This is a genomic window from Kluyvera sp. CHPC 1.2972 (assembly GCF_036759925.1).
Lineage (GTDB): Bacteria > Pseudomonadota > Gammaproteobacteria > Enterobacterales > Enterobacteriaceae > Kluyvera.
Genome location: NZ_JAPKIB010000004.1, coordinates 362943 through 378707, shown reverse-complemented (window position 1 = coordinate 378707; position 15765 = coordinate 362943). Strand labels below are relative to the sequence as shown.

Below are 15765 nucleotides of genomic sequence, written 5' to 3'. Positions count from 1 at the left end.
ACTTTGGACCCTGGAGATACCAGAAAAGGGCTTGTATCTTCATACCAGGGTAGCTATAGTGTCGCCCCTTCACATCCTGAGAGTGAAGGACGCGCAGTCAATCAGCAGGAAGGTGGCATGTCTGCACAACCCGTCGATATCCAAATTTTTGGCCGTTCACTGCGAGTGAATTGCCCGCCTGAACAAAGAGATGCTTTGAATCAGGCAGCGGACGATCTGAATCAGCGGTTGCAAGATCTGAAAGAACGCACTAGAGTCACAAATACTGAGCAGCTGGTTTTCATCGCCGCGTTGAACATCAGCTATGAGTTAACTCAGGAAAGGGCAAAGACGCGCGACTATGCTTCTAGCATGGAACAGCGCATTCGGATGCTGCAACAGACCATTGAACAGGCATTGCTTGACCAGGGTCGCATATCCGATAAGTCAGCCCCAAAGTTTGAATAACACTTTGCAGTTTACTATGGTAGAGTGACTGTGAAGACAAAATTTCTCTGAGATGTTCGCAAGCGGGCCAGTCCCCTGAGCCGATATTTCATACCACAAGAATGTGGCGCTCCACGGTTGGTGAGCATGCTCGGTCCGTCCGAGAAGCCTTAAAACTGTGACGACGCATTCACCTTGAACCAAGGGTTCAAGGGTTACAGCCTGCGGCGGCATCTCGGAGATTCCCCTTCTACCTACCGGTCTTATGACGCATCCATTTGAGCAACAAAACTCCCGACAGCACATTCGCCAGCTAATCCGGCAACGTCGTCGTACGCTCACGCCACAGCAACAAACGCTTTACGGCGAGCAAGCCGCAGACCGCATGATGGCCTGGCCTCCCGTGGTGATGGCAAAAACCGTCGCGCTGTTCTTATCCTTTGACGGTGAGCTTGATACCCAACCCCTGATTGAACAGCTCTGGCGAGCCGGTAAGCGCGTCTACCTGCCCGTATTGCACCCGTTTAGTCCTGGGAATCTGCTGTTTCTGCATTACCATCCGCACAGCGAGCTGGTGATGAACCGCCTGAAAATCCGCGAACCGAAGCTTGATGTGCGCGATGTGCTGCCGCTGGCGAATCTCGACGTGTTGATAACGCCGCTGGTTGCCTTTGATGAACAGGGCCAACGGCTGGGCATGGGCGGTGGTTTTTACGACCGCACGCTGCAAAACTGGCAGCAGCACGACATTCAGCCCGTCGGCTATGCGCACGACTGTCAGTTGGTCGACGCCTTACCGGTTGAAGAGTGGGATATTCCCCTACCGGCCGTAGTCACGCCGTCGAAAGTGTGGCAGTGGTAAGCATTTTCTGCCGATTGACATCGATTCTTTTTTGACCTAAATTCCTCGGTAAAGGGTGAGGGAGGCGAACCTCCCTCCTGCGTAAATCTTGTTAATATGCTGGCGTAGCGATGATTAACAAAATCAGCAGTATGATGACGAGTCTCATCATTATCCCTTTCCTTTTAGAGCCCCTGCTTCGGTAGGGGCTTTTCCGTTTCAGCCCTATGCTGAACCCCTATCGTAAAATCCTTTTCCCCACACACAATGCGCGGCAGAATCTTTAATCACCGTTTGCGGCGAGGCTCGTAAATGCCATGTATGAGTTGCAGTACGGAAACAGAAAACAAAAACGGGCTGACCTTTGGCCTGCCCGTCTGGATGGAAAGAATAAAGATTAGTACAGCAGACGCGCGCGAACGGTGCCCGGAATCGCCTTCATGCTCAGCAGCGCTTTCTCAGCGACATCCTCTTCCGCTTCAATGTCGATAACCACATAGCCCATCTGCGGCGTGGTTTGCAGGTACTGTGCGGCAATGTTCACGCCCTGCTCGGCGAAGATTTGGTTGAGCGCCGTCAGCACGCCAGGACGGTTTTCGTGGATGTGCAGCAGACGACGACCGCCGTGCAGCGGCAGAGATACTTCCGGGAAGTTGACCGCGGAGAGCGTAGAGCCGTTGTCGGAGTACTTAATCAGTTTGCCAGCCACTTCCAGGCCGATGTTTTCCTGCGCTTCCTGGGTAGAGCCACCGATGTGCGGCGTCAGGATAACGTTGTCGAACTCGCACAGCGGCGAGGTGAACGGCTCGCTGTTGGTAGCAGGTTCGGTTGGGAAGACGTCGATCGCTGCCCCGGCCAGGTGTTTACGCGCCAGCGCATCACACAACGCAGGAATTTCAACAACCGTGCCGCGCGAGGCGTTAATCAGCAGCGCGCCTGGTTTCATCAGCGCCAGCTCTTCTGCACCCATCATGTTCTTGGTTGACGCATTTTCCGGCACGTGCAGGCTGACCACGTCGCTCATGTTGAGCAGGTCAGAAAGATGCTGCACCTGGGTAGCGTTACCTAGCGGTAGCTTGTTTTCAATATCGTAGAAGAAGACGTGCATCCCCAGCGATTCCGCCAGAATGCCGAGCTGGGTACCGATGTGGCCGTAGCCAATAATACCCAGCTTTTTACCACGCGCTTCATAGGAGCCCGCCGCCAGTTTGTTCCACACACCACGGTGTGCTTTGGCGTTCGCTTCCGGGATACCGCGAAGCAGCAGCAGCAGTTCACCGATAACCAGTTCCGCCACGGAGCGGGTGTTAGAGAACGGGGCGTTAAATACAGGAACGCCGCGTTTGGCCGCCGCTACCAGGTCCACCTGGTTGGTGCCGATACAGAAGCAGCCCACCGCCACCAGTTTCTCAGCGGCAGCAAAAACCTCTTCCGTCAGGTGAGTACGGGAACGCAGGCCGATGAAATGGGCATCACGGATCGACTCTTTCAGCTGTTCGCTATCCAGCGCACCCTTGTGAAACTCGATATTGGTGTAGCCTGCCGCGCGCAGACTATCCACCGCCTTCTGGTGCACGCCTTCAACCAGCAGAAATTTAATTTTCTCTTTTTCCAGTGATACCTTAGCCATTTCCCCGTCCTGTCTTTGTTTTACTCATGTTGTGGTGAACGAAAGTTCACCTAAGCAACATATCAAAAAAAATTATTGCGGCAATATGAACGTTTGCGTCGGGGTGATGAGGAAATGTCATGCAGCGGGAAATGCCAGCATAAAATGCTAAGTGGAAAGATAAACGTGGGATGTTAATAATGTGTGATGCAAAAATGTGACACAAGTCACCAAATTTAGCCCACATAAAAAAAATGGGGGAAATTGTATTTTCCCCCCGACCAGATCATTTCACGATGGTTTTCACGCCGTCGGCGGTACCAATCAGCGCGACGTCCGCGCCACGGTTCGCGAACAGACCCACGGTGACCACGCCTGGAATGCCGTTAATTGCGTTTTCCAGCGCGATGGCATCAAGAATTTCCAGGCCGTGCACGTCAAGGATCACGTTGCCGTTATCGGTCACGACGCCCTGACGATACTCTGGACGACCGCCCAGCTTCACCAGTTCGCGCGCCACGGCGCTACGAGCCATTGGGATCACTTCAACCGGCAGCGGGAAGTTACCCAGGATATCAACCTGCTTGGAAGCATCAGCGATACAGATAAATTTGTCCGCGACGGAGGCAATGATTTTTTCGCGCGTCAGCGCTGCGCCGCCGCCTTTGATCATCTGCATGTGGCCGTTGATCTCATCTGCACCGTCCACGTAGATGCCTAAACGGTCGACTTCGTTCAGATCGAAAACGGTAATGCCGAGGCTTTTCAGTTTCTCGGTAGAGGCATCTGAGCTTGATACAGCCCCTTCGATTTGTCCTTTCATCGTGCCCAGCGCGTCAATAAAGTGCGCCGCGGTAGACCCCGTGCCCACACCAACAATCGTACCCGGCTGTACGTATTGAAGTGCTGCCCAGCCTACTGCTTTTTTCAGTTCATCCTGCGTCATGATCGTTTCGCCTGTGGTGTCATCAACTGCCGCGCATTATAGAACATAACCCTTGAACAATTCGAGCAACCGGGAAACCTCAGGCCGGGCACGGCGGAGCAGGCGTTCAACACGTGATGCCCATCACAGTAAACTGCAAACCATTTTCGTCTGTATATCGGGTAAATTTATGTCATAGTGCAGATAACACCTATAGGGGAGTACCTCAACGCAATGAAACGTCCGGACTACAGAACACTACAGGCGCTGGATGCCGTTATCAGGGAACGTGGGTTTGAACGTGCCGCGCAGAAACTGTGCATTACTCAGTCCGCCGTTTCCCAACGCATTAAGCAGCTGGAGAACATGTTCGGTCAGCCGCTGCTGGTGCGTACCGTGCCGCCACGCCCAACGGAACAGGGGCAAAAGCTGCTCGCGCTACTGCGTCAGGTTGAGCTGCTGGAAGAGGAGTGGCTGGGCGATGAACAAACCGGCTCTACACCGCTGCTGCTGTCGCTGGCGGTCAACGCCGACAGTCTGGCAACCTGGCTGCTGCCGGCGCTTGCCGACGTGTTGGCTAACTCCCCTATTCGTTTGAATTTGCAGGTAGAAGATGAAACCCGGACCCAGGAGCGTCTGCGTCGCGGTGAAGTGGTTGGCGCGGTGAGTATTCAGCCACAGGCGCTGCCAAGCTGTCTGGTCGATCAGCTCGGGGCGCTCGACTATCTGTTTGTTGGGTCAAAAGCGTTCGCTGAGCGCTATTTCCCTAACGGGGTGACCCGCTCTGCGCTGTTAAAGGCGCCCGCCGTGGCCTTCGATCATCTGGACGATATGCACCAGGCCTTTTTGCAGCAGAATTTCGATCTGCCGCCGGGCAGCGTACCGTGCCATATCGTGAACTCGTCGGAAGCCTTTGTGCAGTTAGCTCGTCAGGGAACCACCTGCTGTATGATCCCGCACTTGCAGATTGAGAAAGAGCTGGCAAGCGGAGAGCTGATTGACTTGACGCCTGGGCTGTTCCAGCGTCGGATGCTTTACTGGCACCGGTTTGCGCCGGAGAGTCGTATGATGCGGAAGGTGACGGATGCGTTGCTGGCTTATGGCCATAAGGTGCTGCGTCAGGATTAAACTTTTTCCTTAATGAAGCAGGTACAGGGAGCGACCAAGCGCTGCACCCTGCACCCTACCTGTTATTTCGCAACAGGCGCTGGAGTTGCGGCTGGAGCAGCAGGAGCCGCAGCCTGCTCAGGCTGGAGCTGGAACACCACATCCACCTGATCATCAAACTGGATCGTCGCCTGCTCGTAAGTTTCCTGCGCTGAAACCGGTGCCGCATCCGCCTTCATCATCCGCACCATCGGGCTCGGCTGATAGTTAGAGACGTGGTAACGCACGCTATATACCGGCCCCAGTTTGCTATGGAAGCCTGCCGCCAGCGACTGCGCCTGATGAATCGCATCTTCAATAGCCGCTTTACGCGCTTTATCTTTATAGGTATCCGGCTGCGCCACGCCCAGCGACACGGAACGGATTTCGTTCAGCCCGGCCTTCAACGCGCCATCCAGCAGCGAGTTCAGCTTATCCAGTTGACGCAGCGTCACCTCTACGGTACGCACGGCGCGATAGCCCTTCAGCACGCTTTTACCGTTCTGGTAGTCATAATCGGGCTGGGTACGCAGGTTCGCGGAGCTGATGTCTTTTTTCGCTACGCCGTTTTGCTCGAGGAAGGAGAGATACTGCGCGACACGCTGGTCGGCCTGTTTTTTCGCGCTTGCAGCATCCTTGGCTGCAATGTTGACTTCAATGGCAAGCGTCGCGATATCCGGAACCGCATCCACGCTCGCCGTACCTGATGTCACAACATGCGGGCCGTCCGGCAATTCATTTGCCTGCACCGCCATTGCGCTAAACCCAACTACTGCAGCCAGAGCCATCACTTTAAACTTCACTGTTGTATCTCCTTGGTTATCACCCGACAACGGGGTCTTGCCTGCAAGCTTAGCCGTTGCCAGGGGAAAGTCCATCAGATGAGACCTAGTTCAGCAACGCGTGCAGGTGTCCAACGCCCTCTTTTGCCAGCTGAAATGCAATAAACCACATCACGATGCCGACAACCAGGTTAATAATACGCTGTGCTTTAGCGGTACGTAAACGTGGAGCAAGCCAGGCTGCCAGTAGCGCTAATGCGAAGAACCACAGGAAAGAGGCGCTAACCGTGCCCAGCGCAAACCAACGTTTTGGTTCATCCGCCAACTGACCGCCGAGGCTTCCCAGCACCACAAAGGTATCCAGATAGACGTGTGGGTTAAGCCAGGTCACCGCTAACATGGTGGCGATAATTTTCCAGCGCCCCTGCTTCATCACTTCGGCAGTAGCCAGTTCGATATTACTGCCCATCGCGGTTTTCAGCGCCCCAAAGCCATACCACAGCAGGAACGCGACGCCCCCCCAGGTCACCAGCGCCAGCAGCCACGGCGAGGCGGTCAGCAGCGCGCTACCGCCAAAAATCCCCGCGCAGATCAACAGCAGATCGCTAATGGCGCAAAGTAAGGCAATCATCAGATGATACTGACGGCGGATCCCTTGGTTCATCACGAAAGCGTTTTGCGGCCCCAGCGGCAGGATCATCGCAGCACCGAGCATAAGCCCTTGAAAGTAGTAAGATATCACGATAATTTTCTTCAGATAGTTCAGGAATGGCGCTGACTATATCGCGATAAAATCATTAGAGGAAATTGATATTTTTAATCAGTAATAAATTTAACTAATAATTATCAAGGTTGCGATAAATGCATCGCCGCTGTATTTCAGATAACGGGTCACTTACAGTGAAGAGCTCGTTATTAACGCTAAAGGATTAGAGATGAAGATCACCACTGTATTATCCCGCTCATTGGCCGCCATCGTACTACTCACGCTATCCATGGACGCCACGATCGCCGAAACCATACTTCGCTATACGGATCATGAACCCTACGGCAACATGCGTACTCAGGCAATTCAAAACCTATTCTTCGCCGCGATAGAAAAAGAATCACAAGGTAGAATACGCATTGAGCCACACTGGAATGGCGAGTTATCTACCAGCTATAACGCATTACAGACTCTGCGAGAAGGCGAAAAAGCAGATATCGGTATTGTTGTTCCAGAATATACGCCGGAGCAATTACCACTATTTCAGATATTCAAAAGTTTTCCTCTTGGCCCTGATAACGGTGAAAAACAGGCGGCGTTCTTCCAGCGCATATTGACGGAAATGCCGGAATTCAATGCTGAACTGGCAAAAAACAATCTGGTCAATTTACAGTTTTTCCTCGGCTATCCCGCCGCATTCTTTAATACCACACCCAATATGACGTTAGACCACCTGAAGGGAACCACCTGGCGGACGGCCAGCTTCTGGCACCAGGCTTATCTGGAAAATGCGGGTGGCAAAGTGGTAAAAATGCCATGGAATGAGCAGATAACCCAGGCGTTAAAAAATGGGACACTGAATGGGTTACTGGTAAATCTCGACAGTGGTAATGATATCCATGCCCAGCAACCGGCAAAATATATCCAGCTCTCACCACAGCTCTGGATGGGGCACATCTATCTTCTGACCATGAATAAGTCTCGCTGGGATTCGCTGTCTACCGATGATAAAGCGGCTATTCAGCGTGCTGCCGCGCAGACTGAACGACAGATTGGCCCACTACTTGATACTCATTTACTTGAGATGACCAGTGCGATGAGCCAGCAAGGTGCTCATATCACCTGGCTTTCTCCAGCGGATTTACACGCCTGGCAGCAGGCCAGCCGTTATCAGCAGGAGCAAAAGAAATGGGTCTCAGAGCAGGAAGCAAAAGGTATTCACGACAGCGGGCGAATATTGTCGGCCATTGCGACTCGGCTTGATGACGCGATGCGCAAATAAAAAAGCCGGACTTCGGTCCGGCCTTGTTACAGCGTAGAGGCGGTTACTGCTGAGCAGCGTTACCCGGCTTCATATGCACGTCTAGCTGCGGGTAAGGGAAGCTAATACCGTTGGCATCGAACTCACGCTTAATTTGTTCCAGCACGTCCCAGTAGACGTTTTGCAGGTCGCCACTCAGGCTCCAGGCGCGCACGACGAAATTCACTGAGGACGGGGCCAGCTCATTCAACCGCACGGTAATATCGCGGTCTTTGAGAATACGGTTATCCGATTCCAGAATGCGGGTCAGGATCTGTTTAACCTTATCAATATCTGCATCGTAAGAGACGCCAATAATGAATTCATTACGGCGCGCAGGTTCACGGGAGAAGTTGATAATATTGCCGGCAATAATTTTACCGTTCGGAATCACGATAATTTTGCCGTCGACGGTACGCATGGTGGTCGAGAAAATCTGCACGTTGAGCACGGTACCGGCAACGCCGCCCAGATCAACATACTCGCCCGCACGGAACGGACGGAACATCACCAGCAGTACGCCAGCGGCCAGGTTGGAGAGCGAACCCTGCAGCGCCAGACCAACGGCCAAACCAGCGGCACCGAGTACGGCAATCACTGAGGCGGTCTGCACGCCGACGCGGCCCAGCGCGGCAATCAGCGTAAAGGCGATAATCGCATAGCGTACCAGCGCCGAGAGAAAGTCCGCTACGGTGGCATCAATTTTACGTGCCAGCATCAGGCGGTTGACGGTGCCAGAGACGATTCTCGCCACAATCATCCCGACGATAAGGATCGCAATCGCCGCAACAATATTAACGGCGTAGCTCAGCAGGAGTTCCTGGTTGCGCACCAGCCAGGAGCCAGCGTTGTTTATGCTGTCGACAACGTTTAAATCTTCCATTCAATATTCCTTATGGATACCCGGATGGGAAACTAAAAGCGGCCCGTAAAAGTACAGGCAGGTATAAAGGGTAAACAAAAAATCAGTATTTTGCCAAACCGATCACGTTTTTATACCGGCTCATCATATTGAAAAGGCAATAAAAAAGCCCGCTATGCAGCGGGCTTTTGGTCAAAAATCAGGTTTATCTTACAGAACGTCTTTCGCGTTCAGTTCAGTGAAAGCCTGTTCCAGACGTGCGATCATGGACGCCTGAGCTGCACGCAGCCATACGCGTGGATCGTAGTATTTCTTGTTCGGCTGGTCTTCGCCTTTCGGGTTGCCCAGCTGGCCCTGCAGGTAAGCTTCGTTGGTTTTGTAGTACTGCAGGATACCGTCCCAGGTTGCCCATTGGGTGTCGGTATCGATGTTCATTTTCACTACGCCGTAGCTTACGGAGTCTTTGATTTCCTGAGCAGAAGAACCGGAACCGCCGTGGAAGACGAAGTTCAGGCTGTTGTGCGGCAGGTTGTGTTTCTTAGAAACGTATTCCTGAGAATCACGCAGGATAGTTGGGGTCAGAACCACGTTACCTGGTTTGTACACGCCGTGTACGTTACCGAAGGAAGCTGCGATGGTGAAACGTGGGCTGATTTTGCTCAGTTCAGTGAACGCGTAATCAACGTCTTCTGGCTGGGTGTACAGTGCAGAAGCGTCCATGTGGCTGTTGTCCACGCCGTCTTCTTCACCGCCGGTGCAACCCAGTTCGATTTCCAGAGTCATGCCCATTTTGGACATACGCGCCAGGTATTTGGAGCAGATTTCGATGTTTTCGTGCAGGGACTCTTCGGACAGGTCGATCATGTGGGAAGAGAACAGAGGCTTACCGGTAGCCGCGAAGTGTTTTTCACCCGCGTCCAGCAGACCGTCGATCCACGGCAGCAGTTTCTTAGCGCAGTGGTCAGTGTGCAGGATTACTGGAACACCGTAGTGTTCAGCCATCTGGTGTACGTGGTGTGCACCGGAGATAGCACCCAGGATTGCCGCGCCCTGAGGAACGTCAGTTTTCACGCCTTTACCTGCGATGAACGCAGCGCCACCGTTGGAGAACTGAACGATAACCGGTGCTTTAACTTTTGCAGCGGTTTCCAGAACGGCGTTGATGGAGTCAGTACCAACGCAGTTAACTGCTGGCAGAGCGAAGTTGTTTTCTTTTGCTACCTGGAAAACTTTCTGTACGTCATCACCGGTGATAACACCTGGTTTTACGAAATCAAAAATTTTAGACATGTTACGTAGTCCTGTATCTTCGGCCGTTAGAAAAGGTGCGAGCTCTATAAAGCGCGCTGAAAATGGGGCAGGTTTCCCTGCCCTTGAATGGCTTACTTCTTAGCGCGCTCTTCGAGCATTGCTACTGCTGGCAGTACTTTGCCTTCCACGAATTCGAGGAATGCGCCACCGCCAGTGGAGATGTAGGAGATTTTGTCAGCGATACCGAACAGGTCGATAGCTGCCAGGGTGTCGCCGCCGCCTGCGATGGAGAACGCGTCGCTGTCTGCGATAGCGTTAGCAACGATTTCAGTACCTTTGCGGAAGTTCGGGAATTCGAACACGCCAACTGGGCCGTTCCACAGGATGGTTTTTGCGTTTTTCAGGATTTCTGCCAGTTTTTCTGCAGACGCGTCGCCCAGGTCCAGAATCTGCTCTTCATCTTTGATGTCGTTAACAGATTTCAGGGTTGCTGCCGCAGTTTCGGAGAACTCGGTCGCTACGCGAACGTCAGTTGGGACTGGGATATCGCAGGTCGTCAGCAGACGTTTAGCTTCTTCAACCAGGTCAGCTTCGTACAGGGATTTACCAACGTTGTGGCCTTGAGCGGCAACGAAGGTGTTCGCGATACCACCGCCAACGATCAGCTGGTCAGCGATTTTAGACAGGGAGTCCAGAACGGTCAGTTTGGTAGAAACTTTAGAACCACCAACGATAGCCACCATTGGGCGAGCTGGTTCTTTCAGTGCTTTACCCAGCGCGTCCAGTTCAGCTGCCAGCAGTGGGCCTGCGCACGCAACGTCAGCAAATTTGCCGATACCGTGGGTGGAAGCCTGTGCACGGTGTGCAGTACCGAATGCGTCCATCACGAATACGTCGCACAGTGCAGCGTATTTTTTGGACAGCGCTTCGTCGTCTTTCTTCTCGCCTTTGTTGAAGCGAACGTTTTCCAGAACAACCAGCTCACCGGCAGCAACTTCAACGCCGTCCAGGTAATCTTTAACCAGACGAACCGGAGCAGACAGTTTGTCTTTCAGGTAATTAACAACCGGCAGCAGAGAGAATTCTTCATTGTACTCGCCTTCGGTCGGACGACCCAGGTGAGAAGTCACCATCACTTTCGCGCCCTGCTTCAGCGCCAGCTCGATAGTTGGCAGAGAAGCACGGATACGTGCGTCGCTGGTTACTTTCCCTTCTTTAACTGGTACGTTCAGGTCCGCACGGATGAAAACGCGTTTACCAGCCAGATCCAGATCGGTCATCTTAATTACAGACATGGTGAATCCTCTCGTTGATACTTAAAGTTTTGTCGACGCTCAAGCGTCGAGCCTGAAACCAATAGCGGCCATTGCTAACGTGGTGTCGAGCATTCGGTTAGCAAAGCCCCATTCGTTATCACACCAGACCAGCGTTTTGATCAGATGCGCTCCACTGACCCGCGTCTGCGTGCCATCGACAATGGCGCTGTGCGGATCGTGGTTAAAATCAGTTGAGACCAACGGTAATTCCGTATAGTCAACTATACCATGAAATGCACCCTGTGCTGCTTTTTGCAGCAACTGGTTGACTTCATTTGCTTTTACCGGTTTTTTCACCGTCACGCTCAGGTCAATTGCCGTCACGTTGATGGTTGGTACTCGCACCGCAATCGCCTCGAAGCGGTCACCAAACTGCGGAAAAATACGGGCAATGCCCGCGGCAAGTTTCGTATCTACCGGAATAATCGACTGGCTTGCTGCGCGCGTACGGCGTAAATCGGGATGGTAGGCGTCAATCACCTGCTGGTCGTGCATCGCGGAGTGGATGGTCGTGACCGTACCCGATTCAATGCCATAGGCATCATCTAACAGTTTGATGACGGGAATGATACAGTTCGTGGTGCAGGAGGCGTTGGAGACAATGCGATGCTCCGCACGCAGTTCGTGCTGATTGACCCCAAACACCACGGTGGTGTCGAGATCGTTGCTGCCAGGATGTGAAAAGAGCACCTTCTTCGCGCCAGCGGCAATGTGGGCTTCGCCATCATGGCGACTGCCGTATACGCCGGTACAGTCTAGCACGACATCAACCGATAGCTCTTTCCAGGGCAGCGCTTCAATAGCGCGTTCATGCAGAAGACGGATGGCGTCATCGCCAACGAAAAGCTGTTCACGCTCCTGGCGAACATCCCAGGCAAAGCGCCCGTGGCTGGTGTCATATTTCAACAAATGCGCGATGCCCGCAGCATCTGCCAGTTCGTTGATTGCCACCACGGTGATTTCCGCACGGCGTCCGGATTCATACAAAGCACGAACCACGTTACGTCCAATGCGACCGAAGCCATTAATCGCTACGCGTACGGTCATAGGTCTCCTGCAAGGTTGTCCCGATGCAAAGTGGCAAACAGAGTAATGCAGCCAAACGCTTTGGGAAACCTCACCCGCCACAAACAGTGACTGATTGGTTAAATGTCGAACAATTTATCGACTGAAACGCTTCAGCTAGAATAAGCGAAACAAGGAATAAAAGGAATGATTGTCCAGATGGATTGACCATTTATCTGATGTTCGTCACATTTTCACTGGAATAATCATTCCGGGATCTTAGTCCGCTAAGGGGTCGCTCCGGCGAATTTATTCATGACATTATTCCTACGCTCCCCTCAATAAATTCCGAATTTACCGCGCCGTACTGGCAGGTTCTGTTTCCACTATGTCATTGTTCTGGTTTACTCAAGGACGATACCCATGAAAAAACCTGAACTAAAAATGGCACAAAATCCCCGCCAGTTAGCCGCACTGACTATTGGCGGGGTAGTGATTTTATTCCTGCTGTTTCTCTCTTATTACACCATCAACGAAGGCGAACGTGGCATTCTGCTCCGCTACGGTAAGATTGTGAAAGTGGCCGACCCCGGTTTAGGGTTCAAGCTCCCTTTTATTGAGACCGTCGAGAAGATCTCCACACGTAACCAGGCCGTCGTTTATAAGGGGCTTCAGGCCTACAGCCGCGACCAGCAACCCGCGCAAATGACCGTCTCGGTCAGTTTTCATATCCCACCACCTGAAGCCGGAAAGGTGTATGCCACCTATAACACGCTGGACGCGTTAAAAGAGCGCCTTATTGTCCGCCAGCTTCCTACGCAACTGGAAAACGTCTTTGGTCAATACACTGCGATCAGTGCAGTACAGGATCGCACGAAGCTGGTTGCCGATATGCAAAACGCGATGAAAAAAGCCATCGTCGGCCCTGTCGTGATCGACAGCGTGCAGATTGAAAGCATCGATTTCTCCGATGCCTATGAGAAATCCATCGAAGACAGGATGAAAGCCGAGGTGGCTATCGCCACGCGTAAACAGAATCTGGAAACCGAAAAAATTCAGGCGCAAATTGCCATTACGCAAGCACAAGCGGCGGCAGAAAGTAGCCTGGCTGCAGCCAAAGCCGAAGCGGAGAAGATTCGCCTGAAGGGCGCGGCGGAAGCGGAAGCTATTCGTCTGCGCGGTCAAGCACTGCGGGATAACCCGGGCCTTGTTGCGCTCACCACTGCAGAGCGCTGGGATGGGCAGTTACCCGCCACCATGATCCCCAACGGCACCGTCCCCTTTATCGCGACCAAATAATGCATCGCGCCAAAGACCGTTTGACGCATAAAAAAAGGGCCGCTTTCGCGACCCTTTTCTCTTTCACTACGGATTACAGCAGTGATTTCGCTTTCGCGAGGACGTTCTCAACGGTGAAGCCGAACTCTTTGAACAGCAGATCCGCTGGCGCAGACTCACCGAAGGTGGTCATGCCGACGATCGCGCCGTTCAGGCCCACGTATTTGAACCAGTAGTCCGCGATGCCCGCTTCGATTGCCACGCGTGCAGAGACCGCTTTCGGCAGTACGGATTCACGGTAAGCCGCGTCCTGCTTGTCGAATGCGTCGGTAGACGGCATGGAAACCACGCGCGCCTTCACGCCTTCTGCGGTCAGTTTTTCGTAAGCGGCAACGGCCAGCTCAACTTCGGAACCGGTCGCAATCAGGATGATTTGCGGCTGACCGTCGCTGTCTTTCAGTACATAACCACCACGCGCCACGTTCGCCAGCTGCGCTTCAGTACGTTCCTGCTGCGCCAGGTTCTGACGGGAGAGGATCAGCGCAGTTGGGCCGTCGTGACGCTCTACGCCATATTTCCACGCAATCGCGGATTCAACCTGGTCACATGGGCGCCAGGTGCTCATGTTCGGGGTCACACGCAGGGAAGCAATCTGCTCTACCGGCTGGTGAGTCGGGCCATCTTCGCCCAGACCGATGGAGTCGTGGGTGTAGACCATCACCTGACGTTTCTTCATCAGCGCTGCCATACGCACCGCGTTACGGGCATATTCAACGAACATCAGGAAGGTAGAGGTGTACGGCAGGAAACCACCGTGCAGCGAGATACCGTTGGCAATCGCGGTCATACCGAATTCACGCACGCCGTAATGGATGTAGTTACCCGCGATGTCTTCGTTGATAGCCTTAGAGCCGGACCAGATGGTCAGGTTAGAAGGCGCCAGGTCAGCGGAGCCGCCGAGGAATTCAGGCAGCAGAGGACCGAAGGCTTCGATGGCGTTCTGGGAAGCTTTACGGCTGGCGATTTTCGCCGGGTTAGCCTGCAGCTTAGCGATGAATTCGTTCGCTTTCGCGTCGAAGTCAGACGGCATGTCACCTTTCATACGACGGGTGAATTCTGCCGCTTCCTGTGGGAAGGCTTTCGCGTAAGCCGCGAACTTGTCGTTCCATGCGGCTTCTTTCGCCTGGCCTGCTGCTTTCGCATCCCACTGCGCGTAGATGTCAGCCGGGATTTCAAACGGACCGTATTTCCAGCCCAGTTTTTCGCGGGTCAGCGCCACTTCGGCTTCGCCCAGCGGTGCGCCGTGGGAGTCGTGGGTGCCCGCTTTGTTTGGTGAACCGAAACCGATAACGGTTTTGCACATCAGCAGGGATGGCTTGTCGGTCACTTTACGCGCTTCTTCTACTGCACGTTTAATCGCTTCTGGATCGTGGCCATCGATGCCACGGATCACGTGCCAGTGGTAGGCTTCGAAACGTTTAGCAGTGTCATCGGTGAACCAGCCTTCAACGTGGCCGTCGATGGAGATGCCGTTGTCATCATAGAAGGCGATCAGTTTGCCCAGTTTCAGGGTACCGGCCAGGGAGCACACTTCGTGAGAAATGCCTTCCATCATGCAGCCGTCGCCCATGAACGCATAAGTGAAGTGGTCAACGATGTCGTGACCCGGGCGGTTGAACTGCGCCGCCAGCGTTTTTTCTGCAATCGCCATACCTACGGCGTTCGCGATGCCCTGGCCCAGCGGGCCGGTAGTGGTTTCAACACCAGCGGTGTAACCCACTTCCGGGTGACCTGGGGTTTTGGAGTGCAGCTGACGGAAGTTTTTCAGTTCTTCGATCGGCAGATCGTAACCGGTGAGGTGCAGCAGGCTGTAAATCAGCATGGAGCCGTGGCCGTTAGACAGCACAAAGCGGTCACGGTCAGCCCAGGACGGATTCTGCGGGTTATGGTTCAGAAAATCACGCCACAGGACTTCGGCAATGTCAGCCATACCCATTGGGGCACCCGGGTGACCGGAATTGGCTTTCTGTACTGCGTCCATGCTCAGCGCACGAATAGCATTAGCAAGCTCTTTACGTGAGGACATTTTGACTCCAGTTCGGACTGTTGAAGGCAACCCTAACGTCACGAGAGGCGCACGTTACGGGCTTTGCCAGAAAAAAGTGTCAACAATGTAACCTATGCGACAAAGCATGTACATGGAGCATCCTTTTGCCACTTCAGAAATCTCTGGAACAGAGGTTAACAAGATGTAATCCCCTCGCCGTAAGCCGCGATATTCTTTATACTTAGCCTAACTCTGGCGGCGCAGTTCCAGG

General features: G+C 53.4%; 15 protein-coding genes and 1 other RNA gene. 6 read left to right on the top strand and 10 right to left on the bottom strand.

The window, feature by feature from the left end; genetic code table 11:
* The first annotated feature begins 117 nt into the window (after positions 1-117).
* The 3 genes from zapA to V6944_RS10075 all read left to right on the top strand — a co-directional run bounded on the left by zapA (position 118) and on the right by V6944_RS10075 (position 1288).
* The gene (gene zapA, locus V6944_RS10085; RefSeq protein WP_185669873.1) at positions 118-447 is read left to right on the top strand and encodes a cell division protein ZapA; all 330 of its coding nucleotides are present in this window, start codon (positions 118-120) and stop codon (positions 445-447) included.
* Positions 448-488: 41 nt separating this feature from the next.
* Positions 489-672: non-coding RNA, 6S RNA (gene ssrS, locus V6944_RS10080), on the top strand.
* Between the two features lie 19 nt (positions 673-691).
* On the top strand, positions 692-1288 hold the full coding sequence (locus V6944_RS10075) for a 5-formyltetrahydrofolate cyclo-ligase (protein WP_333498843.1): 597 nt from the start codon (positions 692-694) through the stop codon (positions 1286-1288).
* A 91-nt stretch (positions 1289-1379) separates the two neighbouring features.
* On the opposite strand, the gene V6944_RS23325 is transcribed toward V6944_RS10075, so the two are convergent.
* The 3 genes from V6944_RS23325 to rpiA all read right to left on the bottom strand — a co-directional run bounded on the left by V6944_RS23325 (position 1380) and on the right by rpiA (position 3822).
* Positions 1380-1439, bottom strand: coding sequence for a type I toxin-antitoxin system Ibs family toxin (locus tag V6944_RS23325; protein ID WP_442910734.1), 60 nt, complete (start codon positions 1437-1439; stop codon positions 1380-1382).
* Between the two features lie 225 nt (positions 1440-1664).
* Positions 1665-2897, bottom strand: a complete 1233-nt coding sequence (gene serA / locus V6944_RS10070; protein WP_185669875.1) for a phosphoglycerate dehydrogenase — start codon at positions 2895-2897, stop codon at positions 1665-1667.
* A gap of 265 nt (positions 2898-3162) precedes the next feature.
* On the bottom strand, positions 3163-3822 hold the full coding sequence (gene rpiA, locus V6944_RS10065) for a ribose-5-phosphate isomerase RpiA (protein WP_047347933.1): 660 nt from the start codon (positions 3820-3822) through the stop codon (positions 3163-3165).
* Between the two features lie 213 nt (positions 3823-4035).
* Here rpiA and argP point away from each other — a divergent pair, with 213 nt between their 5' ends.
* The gene (gene argP / locus V6944_RS10060; protein ID WP_035896251.1) at positions 4036-4929 is read left to right on the top strand and encodes a DNA-binding transcriptional regulator ArgP; all 894 of its coding nucleotides are present in this window, start codon (positions 4036-4038) and stop codon (positions 4927-4929) included.
* A gap of 62 nt (positions 4930-4991) precedes the next feature.
* Here the strand turns inward: argP and V6944_RS10055 are convergent, their stop codons facing one another.
* Positions 4992-5750, bottom strand: coding sequence for an oxidative stress defense protein (locus tag V6944_RS10055; protein ID WP_333498842.1), 759 nt, complete (start codon positions 5748-5750; stop codon positions 4992-4994).
* Between the two features lie 85 nt (positions 5751-5835).
* The gene (gene argO / locus V6944_RS10050; protein WP_333498841.1) at positions 5836-6471 is read right to left on the bottom strand and encodes an arginine exporter ArgO; all 636 of its coding nucleotides are present in this window, start codon (positions 6469-6471) and stop codon (positions 5836-5838) included.
* Between the two features lie 193 nt (positions 6472-6664).
* Between argO and dctP the strand changes: the two genes are divergently transcribed.
* Entirely contained in the window at positions 6665-7717 is a 1053-nt protein-coding gene (gene dctP, locus V6944_RS10045) for a TRAP transporter substrate-binding protein DctP (protein WP_333498840.1), read from the top strand.
* Between the two features lie 43 nt (positions 7718-7760).
* On the opposite strand, the gene V6944_RS10040 is transcribed toward dctP, so the two are convergent.
* The 4 genes from V6944_RS10040 to epd all read right to left on the bottom strand — a co-directional run bounded on the left by V6944_RS10040 (position 7761) and on the right by epd (position 12211).
* Positions 7761-8618: a small-conductance mechanosensitive channel MscS gene (locus V6944_RS10040; protein WP_333498839.1), complete on the bottom strand. Its 858-nt coding sequence runs from the start codon at positions 8616-8618 to the stop codon at positions 7761-7763.
* A gap of 189 nt (positions 8619-8807) precedes the next feature.
* Positions 8808-9887: a class II fructose-bisphosphate aldolase gene (fbaA, locus tag V6944_RS10035; RefSeq protein WP_333498838.1), complete on the bottom strand. Its 1080-nt coding sequence runs from the start codon at positions 9885-9887 to the stop codon at positions 8808-8810.
* A 92-nt stretch (positions 9888-9979) separates the two neighbouring features.
* Entirely contained in the window at positions 9980-11143 is a 1164-nt protein-coding gene (gene pgk, locus V6944_RS10030; protein ID WP_333496547.1) for a phosphoglycerate kinase, read from the bottom strand.
* A gap of 39 nt (positions 11144-11182) precedes the next feature.
* Positions 11183-12211, bottom strand: a complete 1029-nt coding sequence (gene epd / locus V6944_RS10025; RefSeq protein ID WP_333498837.1) for an erythrose-4-phosphate dehydrogenase — start codon at positions 12209-12211, stop codon at positions 11183-11185.
* A gap of 402 nt (positions 12212-12613) precedes the next feature.
* Between epd and V6944_RS10020 the strand changes: the two genes are divergently transcribed.
* Positions 12614-13468: a prohibitin family protein gene (locus tag V6944_RS10020; protein ID WP_442910733.1), complete on the top strand. Its 855-nt coding sequence runs from the start codon at positions 12614-12616 to the stop codon at positions 13466-13468.
* Positions 13469-13541: 73 nt separating this feature from the next.
* Here the strand turns inward: V6944_RS10020 and tkt are convergent, their stop codons facing one another.
* Positions 13542-15533, bottom strand: a complete 1992-nt coding sequence (gene tkt / locus V6944_RS10015; protein ID WP_220439521.1) for a transketolase — start codon at positions 15531-15533, stop codon at positions 13542-13544.
* Positions 15534-15765 lie beyond the last annotated feature (232 nt).